Genomic DNA, 24,272 nt, shown 5'->3' with positions numbered 1-24,272 from the left:
CTTAGCGTCAAGGTCATCAACGGTGGGCTGTCGCGCCCCGCCGTCCGCACAGCTCCACGAACCGCATCCCCACGAACACGAAGTGGTGACCATGACGCACCCAGCCACCCCCGTCGCCGGTCTTCGAGGCGAGGCCACCCTCGACTCCATCGCCTGGATCAAGCTCTCCTCGGTCGCCCTCCCGCTGGCCACACCGATCAGTGACGCCAAGGTGCTGACCGGCCGGCAGAAGCCGATGACCGAGGTCGCCTTCCTGTTCGTGGAGATCGAGACCGCGCAGGGGCAGACGGGGATCGGCTTCAGCTACTCCAAGCGGGCCGGCGGACCGGCTCAGTTCGCCCACGCCAGGGAGATAGCCGACAACCTGATCGGCGAGGACCCCAGCGACATCGGCCGGCTGTGGACCAAGCTGGTGTGGGCCGGTGCGTCCGTGGGCCGCAGCGGTGTCGCGACGCAGGCGATCGCCGCGCTCGACATCGCCCTGTGGGACCTCAAGGCCAAGCGGGCCGGTCTGCCGCTGGCCAAACTCCTGGGCGCCCACCGCGACTCGGTGCGCTGTTACAACACCTCCGGCGGCTTCCTGCACACCCCGACCGAGCAGGTCCTGGACAACGCCACGGCGTCGCTCGCCCACGGCATCGGCGGCATCAAGATCAAGGTGGGGCACCCGGACGGCAAGCGGGACCTCGCCCGCCTCACCGCCGTGCGCGAACACATCGGCGACGACGTGCCGCTGATGGTCGACGCGAACCAGCAGTGGGACCGGCCGACGGCCCAGCGGATGGGCCGCGCCATGGAGGAGTTCGGCCTCGTCTGGATCGAGGAGCCGCTCGACGCGTACGACGCCCAGGGCCACGCGGCGCTCGCCGCCTCCCTGGACACGCCCATCGCCACCGGTGAGATGCTGGCGTCCGTCGCCGAGCACTACGAGCTCATCCGGCTGAACGCCGCCGACATCATCCAGCCCGACGCCCCGCGCATCGGCGGCATCACCCAGTTCCTCAAGCTCGCGGCGCTGGCCGAGCACCACCACCTGCAGCTGGCCCCGCACTTCGCCATGGAGATCCACCTCCACCTGGCCGCCGCCTACCCGATCGAGCCGTGGGTGGAGCACTTCGACTGGCTGGAGCCGCTGTTCGAGGAGCGGCTGACGATCAGCGACGGCCGGATGCACGTCCCGGCGCGGCCCGGTCTCGGCGTCACCCTCACCGGCCAGGCCCGCGCCTGGACCCAGGCCACCCACGAGGTGGGCAAGCGCGCCTGACCCGGCCCCGCGTCCCCGCCCGCCGTCATCCCCTTTCCTCTCCGGAGCACTCCACCCATGACGTCCTTCACCCCGTCAGAGCTCGGCCGGCGCATCGGCTCGGGCCTGCTCTCCTTTCCCGTCACGCACTTCGACGCCGACGACCTGTCCTTCGCCGAGGACGCCTACCGCGCCAACATCGAGCGGCTGTCCACATACGAGGTCGGCGGCCTCTTCGCCGCGGGCGGCACCGGCGAGTTCTTCTCGCTGACCGCCGCCGAGACCGAGCAGGTGGTGCGCGCCGCCGTGCGGGCGGCTCCCGAGGGCACACCGATCCTGGCACCGGCCGGGTACGGCACCCGTACCGCGATCGAGTACGCACAGGCCGCCGAACGCGCGGGCGCCCACGGACTGCTGCTCTTCCCGCCCTACCTCACCGAGGCCTCGCAGGAGGGGCTCGTCCGGCACGTCGAGGCGGTCTGCCGCGCGACGAAGCTCGGGGTCATCGTGTACGGCCGCGCCAACGCCGTCTACAGCGCCGACACCCTCGCCCGGCTCGCCGACTCCTGCCCGAACCTCATCGGGTACAAGGACGGCATCGGTGACATCGACGCCATGACACGTATCTACACGCGGCTCGGCGAACGCCTCACGTATGTCGGCGGTCTGCCCACCGCCGAGACGTTCGCCCTGCCCTACCTCGAACTCGGCGTCACCACCTACTCGTCGGCCATCTTCAACTTCCTGCCCGAGTTCGCCCTCGACTTCTACCAGGCGGTACGGGAGCGGCGGCACGACACCGTCATCAAGTTCCTCGGCGACTTCGTCCTGCCGTACACCGAGATCCGCAACCGGCAGGGCGGGTACGCGGTCAGCATCGTCAAGGCGGGTATGACCGCCACCGGCCACGGTGCCGGTCCGGTCCGCCCGCCGCTGACGGATCTCACCGCGGCGGAACTGGCCGAACTGACCGCGCTGATCGAGGGCGTGCCCGCAGCCCGCGCCTGACGTCAGGCCAGGTGCGTCGGCGCGAACATCCGCAGCAGCGCGGGGAGGACGACCACGCTCGGCCCGGGGGCGGCGAGGGCCGCCGCCAGGTCGTCGCGCAGGTTCTCGGGCGACGACCGCACCGCGGGCACTGCGAACGACTCGGCGAGGGCCACGAAGTCCGGCCGGGTCAGTTCGGTGCCCTCGGTCTCGCCGAAGGTGCCGTTCATGTACTCGCGCAGGATGCCGTAGCCGCCGTCGTCGACGATCAGCCAGGTCACGTCGAGCGCCTGCTGCTTGGCGGTGGCGAGTTCGGCGATCGAGTACAGGGCGCCGCCGTCGCCGGAGACCGCGAGCACGGGGGTCGTCGGGTCGGCGACGGCGGCGCCGAGCGCGGCGGGGAAACCGTAGCCGAGGCCGCCCGCGCCCTGCGCCGAGTGCAGCGCGCCGGGCCAGGCCGACCAGGCCCAGTACGCCAGGATCGTCATGTCCCAGAAGGACGGGGCCCGAGGCGGGAGTGCAGCGCGCACCGACGCCAACACCTGCTGCTCCAGGTCGAGTTCCTGACTGTCGATGCGTTCCCGTACGGCGGTCAGGATCGCGCCGACACGGTCGGCCACGTCGTCGTCGGGCCGCTCGTCGACCGCCGCGACCAGTGCCTCCAGGGTGAGCCGGGCGTCGGCGTGGATGCCGAGGGCGGGGTGGTTGGACTCCAACTTGCCTGCGTCCGCCTCCACTTGGACGACCCGGCCACGTGGCGCGAAGGTGTGGTAATTCGAGGACAGCTCACCGAGCCCGGATCCCACCACCAGCAGGACGTCCGCGTCCTCCAGGAACGCGGTCGTGTGCCGGTCCTCCAGCCAGGACTGGAGCGAGAGCGGGTGCTCCCACGGGAAGGCGCCCTTGCCGCCGAACGTGCACACCACCGGGGCGTTCACCTTCTCCGCCAGCGCGAGCAGTTCCTCCGCCGCGTCCGCCCGGACGACACCGCCGCCCGCGACGATCAGCGGCCGCTCGGCCCGAGTCAGCAACTCTGCTGCGACGGTGATGAGTTCGGGGCGGGCAGACAGCTCGCGCGGCCTCGCCTCAATGGCCGTCACGACCGGCAGCACGGCGGGGGCGAGCAGCACGTCCTGCGGGATCTCCACGTATACCGGGCCGTACGGCACGGTGAGGGCCGATTCCCAGGCCGCCGCGATCGCCGACGGGATCTGGGACGCGGTCCGCACCGGGTGCACGGACTTCACGACACCCCTGAACACGGCTTCCTGGTCGCCGAGTTCGTGGAGGTAGCCGTGCCGCCCGCCGCCGACACCGGCCAGCGGCACCTGGCTGGATATCGCCAGCACGGGCGCGCTGGCGGCCGCCGCTTCCTGGAGCGCCGCCAGCGCCATCAGCGCGCCGGGCCCGGTCGACAGGAACAGCGGGGCGGCCGTCCTCGTCATCCGGCCGTACGCGTCCGCCGCGAACCCCGCGTTGTTCTCCACGCGCATCCCCACATAACGCAGGTCGGAGCGGCGCAGCGCGTCGAAGAGGCCCAGCGCGTGCTGGCCCGGCACGCCGAACACCGTCGTGGCGCCGAGGCCGGACAGGGTCTCGATCACCAGGTCGCCGCCGATCCGCCCGGCGGCCGGAGCGGGTGAGATGGCCGTGCTGGTGCTGGTGCTGGTCATGCGCGAGTGCCTTCTTTCCTGTGCCTGTTCACTTCGTGGGCCGGGCGCCGCTCATGGCTGCGCCGCGACCGCTTCCGCCGCCGGGTCCGGCGTCTGCGCGCGCCCGGCGAGCCGCTCCCGCCAGTGGGCGAGCACCGCGGGATCGGTGGGCCGGGTCGCCAGGGAGACGGCGACGTAGGCGACGAGCGAGGCCAACAGCCCGTAATAGACGGGCTCGTTGGCGAGAATGCCGTATCCGGCCATGAGGCCGATGACCGCCGTACCGCCGACGACGACGGCGGCCAGCGCGCCTGCCGCGGTGCCGCGCTTCCACAGCAAGCCACCGAGGATCGGTACGAGGAGACCGCCGACGAGCAGGTTGTAGGCCACGGTCAGCGCCTCGACGACGTCGTTGAGGGCGATGGCGATGCCGATGACGGCGACCCCCATGACGAGGATGAACACCCGGTTGCCGGAGACCTCGTCGCCCTCTTTCCCGGTGCCGCGGACGGCGCCGCGCAGCCGCGACCAGATGTCGTTGTTGGCGACGGTGGCACAGGCGATGAGCGCCCCGGACGACGTCGACATCACCGCGGCGAGCGCGGCCGCGAGCACCAACCCTCGTACACCTACAGGCAGTTCGTCCTTGACGATCGTCGCGAACGCCGAGTCGGCGGACGGCAGTTTCGGGTACATCACCTTGGCCGCCGTCCCGATGACGGCGCCGGCGATCGCGTACACCAGACAGTAGGTGCCCGCGACGGTGCCGCCGTAGCGGGCGACCTTGTCGCTGCGCGCGGTGAACACGCGCTGCCAGATGTCCTGCCCGATGAGCATGCCGAACGTGTAGATCAGGACGTACGTGAAGATCGTCTCGCCGCCGATGCCCAGCGGGTCGAAGTACGACGTGGGCAGCTTCGCCCTCATCTCGCCGAACCCGCCGGCCTTGATGACGGCGATGGGCAGCAGCAGGAGCAGCACGCCGATGGTCTTCACGACGAACTGCACCATGTCGGTGAGGGTGATGGACCACATGCCGCCGAGCGTCGAGTACGCGACGACGATGGAGCCGCCCAGGATGATCGCCAGGGTGCGGTTCATGTCGAAGATGACGTCGAAGATCGTGGCGTAGGCGATGGTGGAGGTGACCGCCAGCATCAGCGTGTACGCCCACATGACGACGCCGGAGATCAGGCCGGCGCGGCCGCCGTAGCGCAGGTCGAGCATCTCGGAGACGGTGTAGACCTTGAGGCGGGAGATCCGCGCCGAGAAGAACACCGACAGGGCGAGGAGGCCGAGCCCGATGGTGAACACCATCCAGGCGCCGGACAGTCCGTACTGGTAGCCGAGGCCCACGCCGCCGATGGTGGAGGCACCGCCGAGGACGATCGCGGCCATGGTGCCCGAGTACATGCCGGGGCCGAGCCGGCGGCCCGCGACGAGGAACTCGGACTTGGATTTGGCGCGGCGCATGCCCCACCAGCCCATCGCCAGCATGCCGGCGAGATAGACGACGATCACGGTGTAGTCGACGGCCATGGGGCGGCCCTCCTTCACGCACAACGGCGGGGGGTTCGGCGGGGTCGGGCGGGGGTGTGGAGCACGACCCTAGGTGGCCGGGGAACGGCGCTGAAGTGTACGTTTCCTCCACTCACAGGCCCGTCAGCAGAGGAAACGTCCACCATGCCCGACGTCGCAGCCGTCCCCCGGGTCCCGCCGAGTCCTCCGGTCCCCCTGGCCACGCTGCTGGCCCGCGAGGATCTGGGGCTGCGGCTGCTCGGCGGCGGCCCGGCCGAGGACGTGGTGATCCACTGGGTGCACACGTCCGAGATGCCGGACCCGTACCCGTATCTGCTCGGCGGGGAGTTGCTGCTGAGCGCGGGCGCGCACGCCACGGAGGCCGCGGGCACGGGCCCGTACTTCGACGACTATGTGGCGCGGGTCGTCGCGGCGGGCGGGGCGGCACTCGGATTCGGGCTCGCGCCGGTGCACGACTCGGTGCCGCGCGCGCTGGTGGAGGCCTGCGAGCGGCGCGGGCTGCCGCTTCTCGAAGTGCCGCCGCGCACCACGTTCAGCGGCATCGCGCGGGCCGTGTGGAGTCTGATGGCGCAGGTCAGGCACGCGGAGTTGCGCCGGATCACGCAGGCGCAGCAGAGTCTCGCCGCGGCGGCCGCGCGCCCCGATCCGGTGGCGGCGGTGCTGGGTCAACTCGCCCGGTTCGCGGGCGGGTTCGCGGTGCTGGTCGACGCGGACGGCGCAGTGATCCGGCAGGCCGGGCACGAGCCGGCGGGCGATGTGGGGCGGGCGCTGACCGCCCTGACCTGTGTCGTGCGCGGACCGTCGACGGGAGCGCGCCCGGCGTCCGCGTCGGACACGGTCGGCGGCACGCGACTGTCGGCGTACGCGCTGAGCGGCGGGGGCGGCCATGCGCTCGGCCTGACCGGGGCGTCCCGTGACAGCGGGGACCACACCGTCGCCGGGACCGCCGTCGTCCTGCTGTCCCTGCTGACCGGCCGGCATCAGATCGCGGGAGCCTCCGGGGACGCCGCCCGGTCGGCGGCGCTGGTGCGGCTCCTGCTGGGCGCGCGCCCGGAGGACGTGGCAGAGCTGCTCGGCGGCGCGGAGTGGCGGGTCGCGCAGCTTCGGTGGACGGGAACGGGTTCGGCGGGCGGGGCGCCGGCGCCCCCTGCCGTGCCCTCACCGCTGCTCGACGTCGACGGCGGGCGGGTCCGGGCGCTGCTGCCCGCGGACCAGGAGATCACCGGACACCCGGGGTGGGCGACCGGGGTCAGCGCTCCGGTCGGTCTGCGGGACCTCGCGGCGGCCGACGCCCAGGCGTCCCGCGCCCTGGCCCGCGCCCGAGCGACCCGCGCGCCGCTCGTCCACCACCGCACCGCGTCCCCCGACCTGAGCCTCACGCCGTTCCTCGACAGGCCGGCCCTGCTGGAGACGCTGCGCATCTGGCTTTCCCTGCACGGCAGTTGGGACCGTTCGGCGGCGGCGCTCGGCGTGCACCGCAACACCGTGCGCCAGCGCGTCACCAAGTGCGCGGCGCTGTTGGACGCCGATCTCGACGACCCGGACGTACGCATGGAACTGTGGTTCGCCCTGCGTTCCATCCCGTGAGCCGGCAAGCAGGGCCGAGCTGTCAGGACGGCCCGGGGTCGCCCCACCGACCCGGACCGAGCTGCTTGTCACCGGGGGCCGAAAGAGTCGATCCGGACCCGCCCCGCGACGCCGTGACGGCGCGGGCCGCGGAGTGCAGCGACTTCAACGCGACGAGGAGGACCCCGATGTCGTCCAGGTAGATCGGGTCGGGAAGCAGGTCGACCGGGGAGATCGTGTAGACCACGGCGAACCAGAACAACGCCTTGCTCCGCAACGGGATACCCGAGTCGAGGAGCAGTTTGCGTGCCTGGAAGACGCGCACCAGGAGGTACACGGCGGCCACCAGCATGACGACGGCCGCCACCGCCGCCAGGACGAACCATGTGCCTTCATCCATAAGTCGCCCACCCCTGTCCGGTACCGGTTCGGTCGCCCGCGCTCACGGCAGGATGGAGTCCACGTACCCACCGTCGACCCGTACCGCACCTCCCGTGGTCGCCGAAGCCTGGTCGGAACCGAGATAGACGACCATGTTGGCGATCTCCTCCGGCTCGATCAGGCGCTGCAACAGCGACTGCGGCCGGTGCTCCCGCATGAAGGCGCGCTGCGCCTCGTCCCACGGCAGGTTCCGGTCGACGAGCTCGTACACGAAGTCCTCGACCCCGCCGGTGTGGGTGGGTCCGGCGATCACCGAGTTCACGGTGACGCCCGTGCCCGCGGCCCGCTTGGCGAAGCCACGGCTCACGGACAGCAGGGCCGTCTTCGACATGCCGTAATGGATCATCTCCGCGGGCACCACGACGGCCGAGTCGCTCGCGATGAACTGCACCCGCCCCCAGCCGCGCTCCATCATCCCCGGCAGGAACAGACGGGTGAGCCGGACGCCCGCGAGGACGTTGACCTCGAAGTAGCGCCGCCACTCGTCATCGGTGATCTCCAGCGGTTCGGCCGAGCCGAAGATCCCGAGGTTGTTGACCAGGATGTCGGTCTCGGGCAGCGCCTCGGCCACCTGCCGCGCGCCCTCCTCGGTGGCGACGTCCGCGACGACCGGCACCAGGTCCGCCCCGGGCGACTGCGCCGTCAGCCGCTCGATGCTCTCCTGCACCCGCTCGGCCGAACGCCCGTTGACCCCGACACGGGCACCGGCCCGGGCCAGGCCCGTGGCGATCGCCGCGCCGATGCCCTGGGTGGAGCCGGTGACCAGCGCCGTCCGCCCCTTCAGATCGATCCGCATGTTCCGTATCCATTCTCGTAGAGGCTCGTCGGGTCCGGCCGGGGTCTCGTCAGCGTCTTCTCCGAGCGCTGACGCTGTCATGCGTCCGTGCGGTGTCCGCGTGCGGCGCACCGCACGTCACGCGAGGATGTAGACGGCTCGGGGCGGAACTCGACATGAGGAGATCGACGTCGTGCTCATCATCGTCGCGATGGTCCTGGGAACGGTCAGCGTGGTCTGCATCGGCGTCACCGCCCGCCAGTGCACGACGGACGACATCACGATCGGCCCGCCGATCGTCGCCCTCCTGACGGCGTTCACCTCGGTGGCGCTGATGCTGACGGCCACCGCCTACGGACACTGACGCCCCGGACGGGCATCAGCCCGGCCGGCCGTCCTCGTCGACGACGTGAACGGCGGCCTCCTCGGCCGACGCCGCACCTCCGTCGATGCCGATGTCCTCGGCCAGCATGTCCTTCTCGGCGTCCTCATGGGCGCCCTCGTCCGGCGCCACGAGCCGGCCCGAGCGAGCGGTGCCGACCTCGTCGTCGAGCGGTTCGCCCTCGCCGTCGCGCAGGTCGCCGACGCCGTCGCCGTCCTCCTCCCCCGACTCCAGCGCCTCGTACTCGTCGACCACGGGATCCGCGCGCTCCTCGGCCAGCCGCTCGTCGAGGCTCTCGCCCTCCCGCTGCTCCGCCGCGGTGGTGCCGGTGTGCTCGACACCGAGCGGGCGCTCGGGGGGCGACCACCCCTCGTCGTGCGGGTCGACACCGCGGTCGCTCAGGGTGTCCTCCGCCTCCAGGGCCCCCTCGTCGTCACGCGCCTCCGGTTCGCCCGGCTGGTACACCTCGTCGCCCATGAGCGTCTCGTCGTTCCCGTCGGTCATCCCGCGTCACCTCGTTTCCTCGTCCCCCGTGCCTGTTCGTCCCCCTCCCCGACACGTAACCAGCCTGCGCCAGGTCACGCATATCGGCCCCTTGTAAATGCCGCGGGGACGCTCTCGCGGGGCACCACCACGATCTGCACGTCGTCCTCGTAGACGACGCGCCCGGGGTCGGTCGAGGTCACCTTTCCCCACGGGACGCCGTGCGCGTCGAGGATCTCCAGATAGCCGTCCATCCGCTCGACGAGGTGGGTGGCGGACGGCTTGAACCAGGCAGTGGCACCCGGATTGACCGCGGGGTCGTAGACCGACGGGTCGACGGTGGACGGGTCGGTGTACGCGGCGTCGTACCAAGAGTTGTTCTCCCGCCGGAAGCGCTCCTGTTCGGTGCTGAGCCGCCCCTCGCGGCCGAGGTTGTTCACCAGCCCGAACACGCCCTTGAAGTGACCGCTTGCATCCGACGCGGCTGCTTGGAACCGCACATACTCGATCGCCATCGGGCGATCTTTTCACGCGTGCCCCCGAGAGCTCAGGCCGCGTGCTGGTACGCCGGATACGTGAGATATCCCGAGTCGCCGCCCTGGTAGTACGTGGCTTCGTCCACGGGAGCGAGGGGCAGGCCGGTGCGCATGCGTTCTACCAGGTCGGGGTTGGCGATGAAGCCGCGGCCGAAGCTGATCAGGTCCGCTCCCAGGCCGAGCCAGTGCGCGGCCTCGGCCGGTCCTGTCTGCTTCGGGCCCATGGGGAGGACCGGGTTCATGATCAGCGTGCCTGGCCAGGTACGGCGCAGGGCGGTGAGCACCGGCTCCTCTGCGGTCGCTTCCACATGCACGTAGGCGAGGTCGAGGCGGGCGAGTTCGGTCAGCAGCCCGGTGTAGAGCTCGGGCACATCGGTCTCCTCGACGCCCCAGAAGCCGCCGCCCGGGGAGAGCCGGATGCCGGTCCTGGCGGCGCCGACGGCCTCGACGGTGGCGGTGGCGGCCTCCACGGCGAACCGGATCCGGCCGGCGACCGTGCCGCCGTAGCCGTCCGTGCGCAGGTTGGCGTTGGACGAGAGGAACTGGGAGATCAAGTAGCCGTTGGCACCGTGCAGTTCGACCCCGTCGAATCCTGCGTCGACCGCGCGGCGGGCCGCGTCCGCGTACGCCTGGGCGTGCTCGGGCACCTCGGCGGTCTCCAGGGCGCGCGGCAGGGGCGCGGGCTTGGGGCCGGTCGGCGTGAAGACGTCGCCGACGGCGGGCACGGCCGAGGGGCCGACGGGCCGCAGGCCGGTGGTGTCCCGGTGCGAGACCCGGCCGCCGTGCATGATCTGGGCGAAGATCCGGCCGCCGTTGACGTGCACGGCGTCGGTGACCGCCCGCCACGACGCGGTCTGCTCGTCGGTGTGCAGGCCGGGTGTGCCGGGGTTGGACTGTCCGACGAGGCTGGGCTGCACGCCCTCGGACACGATGAGCCCGGCCGTCGCGCGCTGTGCGTAGTACGTCGCCATCGAGGGCGTCGCGAGTCCTCCGGCACCGGCCCTGACCCGGGTCATCGGGGCCATCACGGTGCGGTTGGGCAGGGCCAGGTCGCCGAGCCGGTAGCTGCTGAACAAGGTCGTCACGTCGGGCTCCTTCGTATGTTCCGTCGCCCTGGTCCGGGCGACGGAGTTACGCTAGAACCTGACATTGACGTCAGAGGCAAGTGTTGTGGCGGAGTTCGTTCTCAGGAGGTCGTCGTGCGGATCGGGGAGCTCGCGGCGCGGGCCGGCGTCAGCGTTCGGTCGCTTCGGTACTACGAGGAGCAGGGGCTGCTCACCAGCAGCCGCAGCGCCAGTGGGCAGCGGCACTACACCGACGACGAGGTCGAGCGGGTGCGGCTGATCCAGCGCCTGTACGCGGGGGGCCTGTCGAGCCGCACCGTCGCCGAGCTGCTGCCCTGCGTGGACGCGCCGAGCGAGCGCAATTCCGACGCGGCCCTGGTGCGGATGGCGCAGGAGCGCGACCGGCTCTCGGAGCACCTCGACGATCTCGTACGGACCCGGGACGCACTGGACGGCCTGATGAGCACGGCCCGGGCGCATCGCGCGACGCTGCGGCCCGCCGTGGCGAGCTGAGGCGCCCGGGCGTCAGGGGGTGCGCAGCCACACCCCCGTGTCGGGCGGCACCTGCCCGTCGGCCAGTGGTTGCGAGGTCAGCAGGACGGCGGTGTGCGGGGGCAGGTCCACCGGGCGGCCGGAAAGGTTGACCAGGCAGGTGAAGCCGGCGCCGCGGGTGAAGGCGAGGACTCCGTCGGGAGCGTCCCTCCAACTCAACTCACCGTCTCCCAGAGCAGGTTCGGCGCGGCGCAGGGCAAGGGCAGCACGGTAGAGGTTCAGCGTGGAGTCCGGGTCGCGGTCCTGCGCGGCGACGCTGAGCCCGGCCCAGGAGGATGGCTGCGGAAGCCAGGGGCGGTCCGCGCCGTCGGGCGAGAATCCGTAGGGCTCCTCGGTGCCGTGCCAGGGCAGCGGTACGCGGCAGCCGTCGCGGCCGGGGTCGGCACCGCCGGTGCGGTGGTAGATGGGATCGTCCCGGCGGTCGGCGGGGATGTCCTCGACCTCGGGCAGGCCGAGTTCCTCGCCCTGGTAGATGTAGACCGCCCCGGGCAGGGCCGTGGTCAGCAGCGCGGCGGCGCGGGCCCGGCGGCGGCCGAGCTCCTCGTCGACGACGGGGTTGAACTGGCGGATGCCGCCGGCGGTGCTGGTGTCGGGGCGGCCGTAGCGGGTGACGTGCCGGGTGACGTCGTGGTTGGAGAGGACCCAGGTGCTGGGGGCGCCGACGGCGGCGTGCGCGGCGAGTGTGGCGTCGACGCAGGCGCGCAGCGCATCGGCGTCCCAACCGCAGCCGAGGAAGTCGAAGTTGAAGGCGGTGTGCAGTTCGTCGGCGCGCAGATACGCGGCGAACCGGTCGGTGTCGGCGAGCCACACCTCACCGATGAGGGCGCGCGGCTCGGGGTAGGAGTCGGCGACGGCGCGCCAGCCGCGGTAGATGGCGTGGTTCTCGTCGCGGTCGACGTAGGGGTGCGGGACGGGGAGGGCGCCGTGCTGGTCGAAGTCGGGCAGCTCGGGGTCCTTGCTGCACATCGCGGCGGAGTCGACCCGGATGCCGTCGACGCCGCGGTCGAACCAGAAGCGGAGCACGTCCTCGTACTCGGCGCGGACACCGGCGTCGCGCCAGTTGAGGTCGGGCTGTTCGGGGGCGAACAGGTGGAGGTACCACTGTCCGTCGGGCAGCCGGGTCCAGGCGGGGCCGCCGAAGACGGACTCCCAGCCGTTCGGGGGGAGTTCGCCGTCGGCGCCACGCCCGTCACGGAACCAGAACCGCTCGCGCTCGGCGGAGCCGGGCGCCGCGCCGAGCGCCTCACGGAACCAACGGTGTTCGTTCGACACGTGGTTGGGGACGACGTCCACGATGACCCGGATTCCGTGCTCGTGCGCCTCGGCGATCAGTTTCTCCGCCTCGTCGAGGGTGCCGAAACGCGGGTCGATCGCGCGGAAGTCGGTGACGTCGTACCCGGCGTCGGCCATCGGTGTCAGATACCAGGGGCTGAACCAGATCGCCTCCACGCCCAGGTCCCGGAGGTGGTCGAGGCGGGAGCGCACGCCGGCCAGGTCACCGGTGCCGTCACCGTTCCCGTCGGCGAAGCTGCGCGGGTAGAGCTGGTAGATGGCGGCGTGCCGCCACCATCCGGTGCTGCTCTGGTTCATGCTTCCTGCTTTCGTGAGGTGCGACGGCGCGGTGGGTGCTGTCGGCTGAAGCCGCCGTCTACCAGCCGGAGTTGCCGGCGCCGCGGGTGGCGGTGAAGCCGCCGGCGAGGTCGAGTCCGCCCGTGGCGGCGCCGGTGACGGTGGCGCCGGAGAAGGTGCCCGCGCCGGCGGCGTTGATCTCGATGCCGTAGTGCCCGGCCCTCTCGATGCGCAGGTTGTCGACGCGGAGGTCGGCGACCCGCTTCTGGTAGGAGACGAGCAGACCGCTGTAGGTGGAGTCGAGGACGTCGTTGTCCGTCAGGACGACGGGCGCGGTGATGTCGGAAGTGTCGGCGTAGACCCACAGCGCGCCGAGCTTCGCATTCCAGTTGGGCTCATAACTCCCGGTGCGCGCAAGGGTGTTGCGGGCTACGGTGGTGGTGCCGCTGAAGGGTTCGCCGAAGCGCGTGCTGACGGCTATGCCGGCGGCCGACGTCACGGTGTCGGTGATCGTGTTGTCCTCGACGCTGTTGTCGCTGCCGCCGTAGACGGCCGCGCCGTTCGCCAGCAGGGGCAGTTGCACCGTGTTGCCGCGGAAGGCGTTGCCGGTCGCTGTCCCGCCGTCGGACCACATGGCCAGGGCGTCGTCGCCGGTGCCGCGGATGCTGCTGTTGGAGACGACGGTGTCCCGGACGGCGCCGTGCAGGTTGACGCCGTCGGCGTAGGTGTCGCGGATGCGCAGGTCGCTCGCGCGCAGTCCGGTGGTCGGGGCGTTGATCCACAGGCCGACCTTGGTGTGCTGGATCCACACGTTCTTGATGACGGAGCCGGTGCCGAAGTCCCCTTCGATCGCGGCCTGTCCCCCGGCGTCGTCGCGGACGGTGTTGTCGCCGTCGATCATGAGGTCCTGGACGCTGCTCGTGCCGCCCTGCCCGTACAGGCCGCCCTTGAGGCCGGTGCCGCGCAGCACGGTGTGCCACTCGCCCGCGCCGCGCAGGGCGACGCCGCTCAGGTTCACATGGTCGGAGAGGTGGTAGGTGCCGGCCGGGAGCCACAGCCCGTCGCCGTCGTTCTTGGCGCGGGCGAGGGCGTCGTTGAGGGCGGCGGTGTCGTCCTGGCCGTCGTCCGGCGTGACGCCGAGGTCCGTGGCGGAGACGTAGCCGCTCGGCATGGTGGCCGCCGCGGGCGCCTCTTCGGTCTCCAGCAGGTCGACGGTGTACGAGGCGGCCGTGTCGGCGGCGTCCTTCTGGAGCCGCAGGACGGTCCCGGCGGGCAGGGTCCTGCCGAGCAGCGCTCTGGTCTCGTCGAAGAAGCGGTGTCCCGAGCCGTCGGACGGGTTGTTGGTGTAGGGGTACTGGCCGTACACCCAGCTGTGGCGCGAGGTGAGGTGAAGGTCGGTGAGTGCGGTGCCGTCGGCGTAGACGCTGAGGGTGGCGTCCTGGCCCCGGCCGTCGGCGCTGTCGGGGATCGAGTAGCGCAGGTTGAGCGCGTTGGCGGCCTGCGTGAGCTTGAACTCGACGTAGGAGCCGGTCTCTTGGAGCTTGACGGCCGTGCGGCCCGACGCCTCGGAGGCGGGCGTGAGGTAAGTGCGGTCGGGGCCGATGGCCGGGGCGTCGGTGGTGCCGTTCTCCGCTTCGTACGTCGTGTACGGGAGGGAGGCGCCGCGCGCTTGGGCGGCCACCGCGGGGTGTCCCGCGGTCAGGGCGGCGGTCAGGGCGAGTGCGCCGGTCAGTGCGGTGGCAGCGGTTCGTGGGGTCCGGTGCTTGATGCGGCTCACAGCGGTTCCTTCCATGAGGGGGTGAGTCGTGGGGGGACTGTGGTTCAGCCCTTGAGGCTGCCGGCGGTGAGGCCGGAGATGATGTGGCGTTGGAAGATCAGGAAGAGGGCGAGCAGGGGCACGGACGCCATGACCATTCCGGCGAGGAGCTGGTTGGCGGGCATGAACTCCGCGAGCCGGTTCAGGGCGACGGTGACGGGCTGGCGGGCCGGGTCCGGCAGGACGAGCAGCGGCCAGAGGAAGTCCTTCCACACGCCGACCACGGCGAAGATCGACACGACGGCGAGCACCGGCCGCGACAGGGGCAGCACGACGGAGACGAGCACGCGGACGGGGCCCGCGCCGTCGATGCGGGCGGCGTCGAGGAGTTCGGCCGGGATCTGGTCGAAGAAGCGCTTCAGGATGAAGATGTTGAACGCGTTGGCGCAGGCCGGAAGCCAGATCGCCCAGGGCGTGTTGATGAGGTTGACGTGCAGCAGGGGCACGTCCGTGACGGTCAGATAGGTGGGGACGAGCAGGGCGGACACCGGCAGCATCAGTGTGGCGAGCATCATGCCGAGGACGACGTTGCCCAGGGCCGGGCGGAGCTTGGACAGGGCGTAGGCGGCGGACACGTCGACGACGAGCTGCAGCAGCCAGGCGCCGAGGGCCAGCAGCAGGGTGTTGAGGAAGTACTGGCCGAGTCCGACGTTGGTCCAGGCGTGGCCGTACGACTCGGGGTGCCAGCTCCCGGGCAGCAACGTCGGTGTGGGAGCGGCCAGTTCGGTCGACGATTTGAGGGCGCCGGACGCCATCCAGTAGAGCGGGAAGACGAAGGCGAGCGTGAAGCCGGTGACGGTGGCGCCGAGGACGACGCGGTAGAGGACGCGGCCGGTGCGGCGGTCCAGTTCGGTGGGCGCGATGAGGGTGCGCTCGGCGGAGGCGGGCATGGTCGCGGAGTCCTTTCAGCTCTTGCCGCGGGTCAGCCGCAGATATCCGGCGGCGAACAGTCCGAGGACGACGAAGAGGAGGGTGCTCATGGCGCTGGCCATGCCGAAGTCGTTGTAGACGAACGCGTAGCGGTAGAGCAGGAGCAGCACGGTGACGGTGGCGTCGTCGGGTCCGCCGCCGGTGAGCACGAACGGCTCGATGAAGACCTGCATGGTGCCGATGATCTGCAGCAGCAGCGTGATCATCAGGATGAACCGCGTCTGCGGGAGCGTGATGTGCCACAGCCGCTGCCGGATCGACGCGCCGTCCAGCTCGGCGGCCTCGTACAGGTCGCCGGGGATCGAGCCGAGTGCCGCGAGGTAGATGAGCGTGGTGGTGCCCATGTTGGCCCAGGTGGAGACGAGAACCAGGGAGACCATGGCGAGGTGCTCGGACTCCAGCCACTGCTGGGCCGGCAGGTGCAGGATGTCCAGGGCGTTGTTGAAGAGGCCCGGTCCGGGATCGTAGAACCAGCGCCACAGCAGCATCGTGACGATCGGCGGCAGCATCACCGGCAGATAGACGGTCATCCGCAGGTAACCGCGGGCGTGCCGGAACTCGTTGAGGACGACGGCGATCACGAAGGGCGCGGCGAAGCCGAGGACGAGGGCGAGCAGCGTGAAGTAGCCGGTGTTGCGCCACGCGGTGAGGAAGAGCGGGTCGGCGAAGAGGCGGCGGAAGTTGTCGAGGCCGACCCACTGGGCTGGCTGGGCGAAGGTGACCTGCTGGAAGCCGAGGAGCCAGCCGCGCACGATCGGGTACCAGGAGAAGAACGCGAAGCAGATCACGCCCGCGGCGAGGAAGGCGTAGGCGATCAGGTGGTCGCGCAGGCGGCGTGCCCTGCGGGACGGCGGTGTCTTGGAGGTGGCGTGCCGGGAGGGCGCGGAGGTCTCGCGTGCGGGGGCGACGGTCGGTGCTGTCATGTCACTTGACCGTCGCGAGGATGCCGTCGGCCTTCTTCGACGCATCCTTCAGGAGCTGGTCGAGATCGGCGTCCTTCTTGGTGAGGACGGCCTGCATCACACTGTCGAGGACGGTGTAGATCTGCTGGGCGGCGGGCGGTTCGACCTTCTGCTCCAGCTCGGCGTTGCCCTCGACGAACGGCTTGTAGTTGTCGCGCGGGACGTTGGCGTACTTGGCGTGGCTCGCCTCCTGCTTGTCGGACGCGGTGCCGTCGAAGAGCTGGTCCAGGGGCAGCCCGATCGGTACGTCGTTGCCGGAGGCCCGCTTGTCCTCGTAGGCGGTGCGGTCGGGGTTGAGGTACTTCCACTGGATCCACTGCAGCCCGGCCCTGATCTTCTCCGGGGACGCCTTGGGGTTGACCATGAAGCCGTTGCCGCCGCCCAGGGTGGCGGTGCCGGGCATCGCGGCGACGCCGAACTCGCTGTACTTGCGCTCGAACTGCTTGACGATGGTGGGGATGTTGTCGGGTCCGGCCATGTACATCCCGAGCTTGCCGGCGCCCATCATCTTCTGGACGTCCTCGATCTGGAGCAGCTGCCGCGAGCCCATGGAGTCGTCGGTCCAGCGCATGGCGTGGAGCATCCGCAGCGCCTGCCGTCCGGCGTCGCTGTCGAAGGCGGCGTGCCATCTGCCGCTGTCCCGGACGGCTATGTCGCCGCCCATGGAGTACACCCACGACGTGAAGTGCCAGCCGCCCTGGTTGTTCTTGCTGTAGTCGGCGTAGCCGACCGTGCCGTCGCCGAGCGCGCTGATCTTCTTCGCGGCGGCACGGACACCGTCCCAGGTGGTCGGGGGCTCGTCCGGGTCGAGGCCCGCCTTCTCGAACAGGTCGCGGTTGTAGATCAGACCCAGGGAGTACTGCCCGTTGGGCAGGCCGTACAGCTTGCCGTCCGGACCCGTGAAGACCTTCTTGTACGCGGGCTTGAGGTCGGCGACGTACGGCAGGTCCTTCACGTACGGGGTGATGTCCGCGGCCTGACGGCGGGCGATCAGGCCCGCCGGATCGGTGAAGTAGACGTAGTAGACGTCCTCCAGCTGCCCCCCGGCCAGCTTCGCGGAGAACGTCTTCGGGTCCATCTGCCCCTCACGGGCGTCGATCCGGATCTTGGGGTGGGCCTTCTCGAAAGCCTTGACGTCCTGCTCGAAGTACGTGCGGTCCACCGGCTGCGTCTTCGGCGGCATCCCGTTCACCGAGATCGTGACCACGCCGTCCTTGCCGCCCTCGGACGGCGAACCGCCGCAGGCGGCGAGCCCCCACGTCAGCGTGCAGGCCATGCCCGCACCGATGAACCCACGACGGCTCAGCGCACCAGTCATCACTGATCAGCCTTCCTGCATACGGGAACGAGCTGCGCCCCGGAATCCGAGCGGTGGGCGTCAGCGAATACGCAGAAGTTAGAAGGCGAGACTGCAAGCGGTCAATAATTTCACGCAAATTTCTGCTCAATGGACGACGCCACGGGGTCGGCCGCTCCGCTCAGCGGGAGCGGGCCGCCGTGGAGCCCCGCACGATCAGCTCGGTCTCGAAGTACATCGGAGCGTCGGCCACGACATGCCCTCTGACCTGCATCATCAGCGCGTCGACCGCGGCCTCGGCCATGGCCGCGACGGGCTGGCGCGCGGTCGTCAGCGGCGGGTCGACGGCACCCATGAACGCGGAGTCGTCGAAACCCACGACGGACAGGTCCTTCGGCACGTCGAGACCTGCCCGCCGCACCCCGCGGATCACACCGAGCGCCAGCGCGTCACTGGCACAGACGACGGCCGTGGCGCCCGCCCGCAACAGCCCCGGCACCGCCCCGGCGCCGCCGGCGACCGAGAAGAGCGAGGGCACGACCAGCGGCCGCCACACCTCCGACGGCACGCCCCTGGCCTGCCAGAACGCCGCGAACCCCGACAGCTTGTACGCCGACGGCACATGCCCGACCGGCCCGATGAGCAGCCCGATCCGCTCATGCCCGAGCGCGGCGAGATGGCTCAGCGCCCGCTCGACGGCGCGGGCGTCGTCGGCCCGCACCTGGACCGCGCCGGGCATCTCGTCGGCGGCGTTGATCAGGACGATCGGCACGCCCTGATCACGCAGCGCCTTACCCTGCGCCTCCCCCGCATCCGCGTAGCTGGAGCCGATGAAGACGATGCCGCCGACGTTCTGCGACAGCAGCATCTCCACATAGTTCGCCTCGGAGACGCCGTCCGCCGTGCGGGTGCACAGCACCGGCACCAGGCCGCGCTTGTTCAGCCGCCCCGCCAGCGCCTCGGCGAACGCGGGGAACACGGGATTCTGCAGGTCGGGCACGACGATGCCGATCAGCGGGGCGCGACCGGTCCGGCCACTCGCGGGCCGGTCGAACCCGAGGACGTCGAGCGCCCTGAGCACGCGGTCCCGGGTGGCGGGGGCGACGACGGGACTGCCGTTCAGCACGCGGCGGACCGTCACTTCGCTCACATCGGCGAAGGCGGCCACCTGGGAGATTCGGTTCTTCACGTCCGGCACGGTACTGCAGTACAGCAAATTTTGAACAGATTCACGCAAGTCAAAGACAGTAGAAGACAGCGTGGAACAGGGGGGTCAAAGGCGTCCCGCGATCCTTCGAGCCGACGTTTCGACCGTGCCGCGGATCTTGACAGGCTCATGTCGCAACGGGAAATTGGCTGAGCCACTCTTCCAATTGGAGTTCGCCCATGTCCGCTGAGCTGCTCTCCATCCTCGTCCTGGCGGTCATCTTCGTGATCGCCACCACCCGCTCCGTCAACATGGGAGCCCTCGCCTTCGCCGCGGCCTTCGCGGTCGGCGGCCTGGCCGCCGATCTCGACGCCGACGCCGTGTTCGCGGGCTTCCCCGGGGATCTCTTCGTGGTCCTCGCCGGGGTCACATACCTGTTCGCCATCGCCCGCGCCAACGGCACGACCGACTGGCTGGTGCATGCCTCGGTCCGGCTGGTGGGCGGCCGGGTCGCGCTGATCCCCTGGATGATGTTCGCCGTCACCGCCGCGCTCACCGCGATCGGCGCCGTCAGCCCGGGGGCGGTGGCGATCGTAGCGCCGCTGGCGCTCGGATTCGCCGCGCAGTACGGCATCAGCCCGCTGCTGATGGGGATCATGGTGGTCCACGGCGCGCAGGCCGGCGGCTTCTCCCCGACCAGCGTCTACGGCTCGACGGTGAACAGCATCGTCGACCGTGAGCACCTGCCCGGGAACGAGGGCGCCCTCTTCCTCGCGAGCCTCGTCGTGAACACGGTCATCGCGGGCATCGTCTACACCGTGTTGATGCGGCGCGGCGGCGTCCCCGAGCGCGTGCCCCAGCATGCCGCGGTGACAATCGGCGGCGGCTCCACGCAGGCGTCGGACCCGTCACAGGAACCGCCGGCGGAACAACAGCGGGGTGTGCCCGCGGCCCCGGCCCCCGTCGCGGAGCGCCTGGACGGCCCGCGCATCGCCACCCTCACGGGGCTCGTCGCCCTCGTCGTCGGGGCGCTCGCCTTCGACCTCGACGTCGGCCTCACGGCGATCACGATCGCGGTACTGCTCAGTGTCGTGTGGCCCGCGACGAGCAAGACCGCGGTAGCCGAGATCTCCTGGTCGACGGTCTTCCTCATCTGCGGCGTGCTCACGTATGTGAGCGTGCTGGACGAGATGGGCACCATCAAGTGGGCCGGGAACGCCGTCGGCGACATCGGCGTCCCGCTGCTCGCCGCCCTGCTGCTCTGCTACATCGGCGCGATCGTCTCGGCGTTCGCCTCGTCCGTCGGCATCATCGGCGCGCTGATCCCGCTGGCCGTGCCGTTTCTCGCGGCGGGCGAGGTCGGCGCGGTGGGCATGGTGGCGGCGCTCGCCGTGTCGGCGACCGTGGTCGATGTCAGCCCGTTCTCCACCAACGGGGCGCTGGTGCTCGCGAACGCGGAGGACGTCGACCGGGACGTGTTCTTCCGTCAGTTGATGCTGTACGGAGCGGCGGTCGTGGTCGTCGCCCCCGCCGCGGTGTGGCTGGCCTTTGTGGTGACGGGCCTCGGGTGAGGCGCGGGCGCGCGAGGGTGCGTGCTGTCCGTCGCCCTGTCCAGTCGGGTGGCCCGCTTCGGGGGCACGGGCGTACCTCATGGGGTGGTGCTGCCCGCCGATCCCTTACGTGATCTTGCGCGGGTGGGAGGGCTGAACATGTCGGCTCCGCGCCGACTGCTCGCCGCACTTCCCATCGATGGACTTCCTGTCGATGTATCCATCTATCGATCTGTCGATCCACCGGAACGAGGTCGTCGCATGCGCCGTACCGGATTCCTGATCCTGGCCGCCGTCCCGCTGCTGTTCGGTTTCACCCCCGCGGCCGACCCGGCCGTCACCGTGACCGCGCCGGCCGCGGGCTCCGTGCACCGGACGGGCGGCAGCCTGTTCGTGACCTGGCACAACGGCACCGGACGGGCCGTGGACATGTGGCTCGTGCGCGGCGGCGCGGCCCGCGTGGCGCTGCTCGCCGCGAAGCTCAGTGCCGCGCCGTCGGGCGAGTCGGCGACCGTCCTGCCCGATGTGCCGGAGGGCAGGGGCTACGCCATCGAGGTCGTCGCCCGCGACGGCGGCGAGCACGGCTACAGCCCGTCCTTCACCGTGGGCCGCCAGGCCGCCCAGGGGCCGCCGGCGCGGCGGGCCCCCGGGCTCGGCTCCCGCTAGGAGCGCAGCTCGACGTCGTGCCGGACCGTCTCCGACGGGCGCTCCACGGTGACCAGTTCGGCGCGCGGCGCGTGCCGGGAGGCGGAGATCACCAGGGTGTGCGTGCCGAGCGGCAGCGACTCCACGGTGTAACTCCCCGCTGTCACCGGCGACTTGGCGAGTCGCTTGCCGCGGCCGCTGATCACCGTCACCCAGGCGGGGCACCCTTCGGGGTGTGTGGTGCAGCGCACGTCGCCTTCGAGGCGGGCCGTTCCGACGGGCGCGGGAACGCGGTGCTGCGGTTCGTTCCAGGCCGCCATCACGGAGCGGGTGCGCCGCTGCATGGGTGTGGCGGGCGCCTGCGCGGTGCGGCCTTCGGCTGCGACCGGGAGGCCGGCCTGCTCGGCGTACGCGGCGAGGGTCTCGTCGAGGGCGTCGAGTTCACGCAGCGCGGTGCCGAGGCGCCGGGCGCGCGGGCCGGGCGGGGCCGGGGCGAGTTCCGCCTCCAGCTCGCGCACGAGCGGGCCCACGCGGCGCCAGGCGCCGGCCCCCTCCGGCTCGCCGCCGGCGAAGAACCGGTCGAGTTCCTTGAGGGACGCGGTGAGAGTCGTGGTGACCAGCCGGGCGCGTTCGGCCAGGCGCGGGGAGAGGTCCACGTCGATGTCGGCGGCCACGGCCAGCGCGCGGGCGTGGCCCGTCGCCGTGGCGAGGAGCGCCACCCGGTGCTCGGCGGCGGGTCCGCGCACGCCGACGGGCATCCGCACCAGGGGCCGTACGACGCTCTGCACCTGGCTCAGCGCGGCGTCCACCGCGCGGGCCGCGCCGCGCAGCCGTACGGGCTCGTCCGGCCGGGACCAGCGCTGCTCGACCTGCATGACGACCTGGGCGAGCGCGTCGACGTAACCGCGCTCGGCCTCCTTGACGACGGTGCGGCGGGAGAGCGGGAAGATCAGCGCGGCGCAGGCGGTGGCGACGAGGACGCCGATGCCGTTGTCGAGGAGGCGCTCCCCCAGCAGGTGGTTCATGCCGCTGTCGGGGGTGGTCAGGGCGTAGAGCTGGACGAGGGCGACGACGAGCCCGACCACCCAGCAGGCGTAGGCGCGCTGCATGCCCCAGGCGCCGAGGGTGAGGCCCGCGACGATGACGGCGAGTGTCGCGTAGACGTGGTCGCGGCCGATGAGGTGCAGGATGACGATGCCGAGCACCGCCCCGATCGCGGTGCCGACCATGCGGTGGCCGAACTTGCGCAGGCGTTCGTGGGTGGTGTTGGTGCCGAACAGCGTGATCATCACGCCGACGAGACCCCAGTAGAAGCGGTGCGGGTCGATGGCGTCGGAGATCGGGCAGACGATCGCGGCGGCGACGGCGGCGTGCGCGGGGACCCGGATGAACGGGATGACGCGGCGCCAGCCGGACTCGGAGCCCGCGGCGAGGACGCGCCGCGCGGGGCCCGCGGAGCCGGGCAGCCGGTTGTTCTCCAGGGCGACGGTGGGCTGGAACGGGACGTCGGCCGGGCTGGTCGAGGTGGTGTGGCCGAGGGCGAGCCAGTTGTGCAGGGACGCGGCGAGCGAGTCCAGGAGGTGGCCGATGCGGCGGGCGAGCACGGCGGCCTCGACGTCGTCGGCCGGTGCGGCCGGGTCGCGCAGGACCGTCTCGGCGCGTTCCTGGATGTGGGCCGCCGCCGGGTGGAGCCCCTCGGCCTTGCCGAGCGGGGTGTCGCGGGCCAGCACGAGGCCGACCGCGAGGGCTTCGCGCAGCGGCTCGGGGACGGGCCGCAGGGTCAGGTCGGTGGCGGCCTGGCCGATGCCGCGCAAGGCGAGTTCGGCGTCGAACAGGTGGCGGTGCAGCAGTTCGGCCGAGGTCGGGTCGGCGGCGACCTCGGGCTGGGCGAGGCGCCCGTCGATGGTGACGGTGGTGATGTTCAGGCGGCGCAGGGAGCGGTTCATGCGGCGCACGACCCGCTCCCGGTCGGCGTCGGGGTCGAGGGCGTCGACGGCGGCGTCGGCCACCCGCCGGGCCTCCACGACGAAGGCGCGCTGGGTGCGCAGCAGGTCTTCGCGGGGCATGGGGTAGCAGAGCAGCAGCCGGGTCACGAGGACCGCCGCGGCGGAGACGAGGGCGACGGCGAAGGCCTTGCCGACGAGGGCGGCCGGGATGCCCGCGAGCATGCCGACCATCAGGCCGTTGAAGAGCATCATGCCGGTGAGCAGGGCCATCGGCCCGAACCTGGCGAGGAAGAACGTCAGCGCGAGCGCGGCGATCATCAGGACCATCTGCGGGACGCGCTGCCCGTTCAGGCTCGCGCACAGCCACAGCACGGCGGTGTACGGGAACGGCATCCACAGGATGGCGCGGGCGAGCCGGTCCCAGGTGTTCTCGGCGACCGCGAACGCGCTCATCAGGCCCATCATCCCGGCGACCATCATGCCGATCATGGGCGGGATCTTCAGCGCCTCGGCCATCCCGTAGCCGACGGCGAGGGAGGTGACCATGGCGACCAACGACCGCCAGCCCGACTGGAGTTGACCGAGCCCCGGGTCGGCCGCGAGCACCCAGTCCCACCATCTGCGCGGGCCGGCGACCCGGTGGGGCGCGAGGTCCGTTGCGGCGGCCGCGTGCGGGGTGGAGGTGTCCGGCAGTGTGTCCGGGGTGGTCAAGTGGTCTCCGATTCCATGGCGTGTACGAGTACGGCGATGGCGTCCCGCGCGGATCCGACCGCGCGCACCGCGTGCTCAGGGTCGTCGATGCTGCCGTCGAGGGCGGCGAGCAGGGCCCCGGCCATCCGGCGGCGGCCGCGTTCGAGCAGGTCGCGTCCGGCAGGCGTCAGCTCCGTCCGCACCACGCGCCGGTCGGCCGCGCAGCGCTGCCGCTCGACGAGTCCGACTTCTTCGAGCTTCTGCAGGATCACGGTGACCCGCGGCTGGGCCATCCCGGTCGCGGCGGCGAGTTCGGTCACCCGGCGCGGCGCCGCTTCGAGCGCGTCCAGCAGGGCGACCTGGCTGCGTGTGAGCCCGAACTCCCCTGCCTTGAACAGGGCTTGGGTCAGTTGCCCGATCCCCCGCAGCAGGCCGCGGGCGGCGCCTTCGATCCGCCGGGCCTCGAGGGGTTCGACGGACCCCGAGGGTAGATGCATACC

The 24,272-nt window shown here is 71.3% G+C and carries 22 protein-coding genes; 7 read left to right on the top strand and 15 right to left on the bottom strand.

Annotated features, from left to right (window positions below; all coding sequences use genetic code 11):
• Positions 1-91: 91 nt before the first annotated feature.
• Both AB0J02_RS13345 and kdgD read left to right on the top strand, forming a co-directional pair.
• A complete protein-coding gene (locus AB0J02_RS13345) occupies positions 92-1,264 on the top strand; it encodes a mandelate racemase/muconate lactonizing enzyme family protein (RefSeq protein ID WP_363193747.1) in 1,173 nt (390 codons plus the stop codon).
• A 57-nt stretch (positions 1,265-1,321) separates the two neighbouring features.
• Positions 1,322-2,251 (top strand): 5-dehydro-4-deoxyglucarate dehydratase, encoded by a 930-nt coding sequence (gene kdgD, locus AB0J02_RS13340; protein ID WP_363193746.1) that lies wholly within the window; start codon positions 1,322-1,324, stop codon positions 2,249-2,251.
• A 2-nt stretch (positions 2,252-2,253) separates the two neighbouring features.
• On the opposite strand, the gene AB0J02_RS13335 is transcribed toward kdgD, so the two are convergent.
• Positions 2,254-3,903, bottom strand: coding sequence for a thiamine pyrophosphate-binding protein (locus AB0J02_RS13335; RefSeq protein WP_363193745.1), 1,650 nt, complete (start codon positions 3,901-3,903; stop codon positions 2,254-2,256).
• 51 nt (positions 3,904-3,954) lie between these two features.
• Complete coding sequence (locus tag AB0J02_RS13330; protein WP_363193744.1) at positions 3,955-5,421, bottom strand: sodium:solute symporter; 1,467 nt, start codon at positions 5,419-5,421, stop codon at positions 3,955-3,957.
• 144 nt (positions 5,422-5,565) lie between these two features.
• On the opposite strand from AB0J02_RS13330, the gene AB0J02_RS13325 reads away from it, so the two are divergent.
• Entirely contained in the window at positions 5,566-7,008 is a 1,443-nt protein-coding gene (locus AB0J02_RS13325; protein WP_363193743.1) for a PucR family transcriptional regulator ligand-binding domain-containing protein, read from the top strand.
• A 22-nt stretch (positions 7,009-7,030) separates the two neighbouring features.
• On the opposite strand, the gene AB0J02_RS13320 is transcribed toward AB0J02_RS13325, so the two are convergent.
• Both AB0J02_RS13320 and AB0J02_RS13315 read right to left on the bottom strand, forming a co-directional pair.
• On the bottom strand, positions 7,031-7,387 hold the full coding sequence (locus tag AB0J02_RS13320) for a YkvA family protein (RefSeq protein ID WP_363193742.1): 357 nt from the start codon (positions 7,385-7,387) through the stop codon (positions 7,031-7,033).
• A 42-nt stretch (positions 7,388-7,429) separates the two neighbouring features.
• Positions 7,430-8,224, bottom strand: coding sequence for an SDR family oxidoreductase (locus AB0J02_RS13315; RefSeq protein WP_363193741.1), 795 nt, complete (start codon positions 8,222-8,224; stop codon positions 7,430-7,432).
• Positions 8,225-8,396: 172 nt separating this feature from the next.
• Between AB0J02_RS13315 and AB0J02_RS13310 the strand changes: the two genes are divergently transcribed.
• The gene (locus AB0J02_RS13310; RefSeq protein ID WP_363193740.1) at positions 8,397-8,567 is read left to right on the top strand and encodes a hypothetical protein; all 171 of its coding nucleotides are present in this window, start codon (positions 8,397-8,399) and stop codon (positions 8,565-8,567) included.
• Between the two features lie 15 nt (positions 8,568-8,582).
• Here the strand turns inward: AB0J02_RS13310 and AB0J02_RS13305 are convergent, their stop codons facing one another.
• The 3 genes from AB0J02_RS13305 to AB0J02_RS13295 form a co-directional block, all read right to left on the bottom strand.
• A complete protein-coding gene (locus AB0J02_RS13305) occupies positions 8,583-9,089 on the bottom strand; it encodes a DUF5709 domain-containing protein (RefSeq protein WP_363193739.1) in 507 nt (168 codons plus the stop codon).
• A gap of 74 nt (positions 9,090-9,163) precedes the next feature.
• Positions 9,164-9,583 carry a hypothetical protein gene (locus AB0J02_RS13300; protein ID WP_363193738.1) on the bottom strand — a complete coding sequence of 140 codons (420 nt, stop codon included), beginning with the start codon at positions 9,581-9,583 and terminating at the stop codon, positions 9,164-9,166.
• Between the two features lie 32 nt (positions 9,584-9,615).
• Positions 9,616-10,689 (bottom strand): alkene reductase, encoded by a 1,074-nt coding sequence (locus tag AB0J02_RS13295; RefSeq protein ID WP_363193737.1) that lies wholly within the window; start codon positions 10,687-10,689, stop codon positions 9,616-9,618.
• A gap of 114 nt (positions 10,690-10,803) precedes the next feature.
• On the opposite strand from AB0J02_RS13295, the gene AB0J02_RS13290 reads away from it, so the two are divergent.
• On the top strand, positions 10,804-11,181 hold the full coding sequence (locus tag AB0J02_RS13290) for a MerR family transcriptional regulator (protein ID WP_363193736.1): 378 nt from the start codon (positions 10,804-10,806) through the stop codon (positions 11,179-11,181).
• A 12-nt stretch (positions 11,182-11,193) separates the two neighbouring features.
• Here the strand turns inward: AB0J02_RS13290 and AB0J02_RS13285 are convergent, their stop codons facing one another.
• The 6 genes from AB0J02_RS13285 to AB0J02_RS13260 form a co-directional block, all read right to left on the bottom strand.
• Entirely contained in the window at positions 11,194-12,810 is a 1,617-nt protein-coding gene (locus AB0J02_RS13285) for a glycoside hydrolase family 13 protein (RefSeq protein ID WP_363193735.1), read from the bottom strand.
• Positions 12,811-12,868: 58 nt separating this feature from the next.
• Positions 12,869-14,566 carry a glycosyl hydrolase family 28-related protein gene (locus AB0J02_RS13280; protein WP_363193734.1) on the bottom strand — a complete coding sequence of 566 codons (1,698 nt, stop codon included), beginning with the start codon at positions 14,564-14,566 and terminating at the stop codon, positions 12,869-12,871.
• 44 nt (positions 14,567-14,610) lie between these two features.
• Complete coding sequence (locus tag AB0J02_RS13275) at positions 14,611-15,495, bottom strand: carbohydrate ABC transporter permease (RefSeq protein WP_363193733.1); 885 nt, start codon at positions 15,493-15,495, stop codon at positions 14,611-14,613.
• 15 nt (positions 15,496-15,510) lie between these two features.
• The gene (locus AB0J02_RS13270; RefSeq protein WP_363193732.1) at positions 15,511-16,458 is read right to left on the bottom strand and encodes a sugar ABC transporter permease; all 948 of its coding nucleotides are present in this window, start codon (positions 16,456-16,458) and stop codon (positions 15,511-15,513) included.
• 1 nt (position 16,459) lies between these two features.
• The gene (locus AB0J02_RS13265; protein WP_363193731.1) at positions 16,460-17,815 is read right to left on the bottom strand and encodes an extracellular solute-binding protein; all 1,356 of its coding nucleotides are present in this window, start codon (positions 17,813-17,815) and stop codon (positions 16,460-16,462) included.
• Between the two features lie 160 nt (positions 17,816-17,975).
• Positions 17,976-18,983, bottom strand: coding sequence for a LacI family DNA-binding transcriptional regulator (locus AB0J02_RS13260; protein WP_363193730.1), 1,008 nt, complete (start codon positions 18,981-18,983; stop codon positions 17,976-17,978).
• Between the two features lie 197 nt (positions 18,984-19,180).
• Between AB0J02_RS13260 and AB0J02_RS13255 the strand changes: the two genes are divergently transcribed.
• Both AB0J02_RS13255 and AB0J02_RS13250 read left to right on the top strand, forming a co-directional pair.
• Positions 19,181-20,512 carry an SLC13 family permease gene (locus AB0J02_RS13255; protein ID WP_363193729.1) on the top strand — a complete coding sequence of 444 codons (1,332 nt, stop codon included), beginning with the start codon at positions 19,181-19,183 and terminating at the stop codon, positions 20,510-20,512.
• Between the two features lie 240 nt (positions 20,513-20,752).
• Positions 20,753-21,157 (top strand): Ser-Thr-rich GPI-anchored membrane family protein, encoded by a 405-nt coding sequence (locus AB0J02_RS13250; protein ID WP_363193728.1) that lies wholly within the window; start codon positions 20,753-20,755, stop codon positions 21,155-21,157.
• On the opposite strand, the gene AB0J02_RS13245 is transcribed toward AB0J02_RS13250, so the two are convergent.
• Together AB0J02_RS13245 and AB0J02_RS13240 are read right to left on the bottom strand one after the other, a co-directional pair.
• Positions 21,154-23,793, bottom strand: a complete 2,640-nt coding sequence (locus AB0J02_RS13245) for an FUSC family protein (RefSeq protein WP_363193727.1) — start codon at positions 23,791-23,793, stop codon at positions 21,154-21,156. The genes AB0J02_RS13250 and AB0J02_RS13245 overlap by 4 nt on opposite strands.
• Entirely contained in the window at positions 23,790-24,269 is a 480-nt protein-coding gene (locus AB0J02_RS13240) for a MarR family transcriptional regulator (protein WP_363193726.1), read from the bottom strand. The genes AB0J02_RS13245 and AB0J02_RS13240 overlap by 4 nt, the downstream gene beginning before the upstream one ends.
• Positions 24,270-24,272 lie beyond the last annotated feature (3 nt).

This window comes from Streptomyces sp. NPDC050264, assembly GCF_040655895.1.
GTDB lineage: Bacteria > Actinomycetota > Actinomycetes > Streptomycetales > Streptomycetaceae > Streptomyces.
The sequence above is the reverse complement of the archived record's forward strand: the minus strand, read 5'-3'. Positions and strand labels throughout refer to the sequence as shown.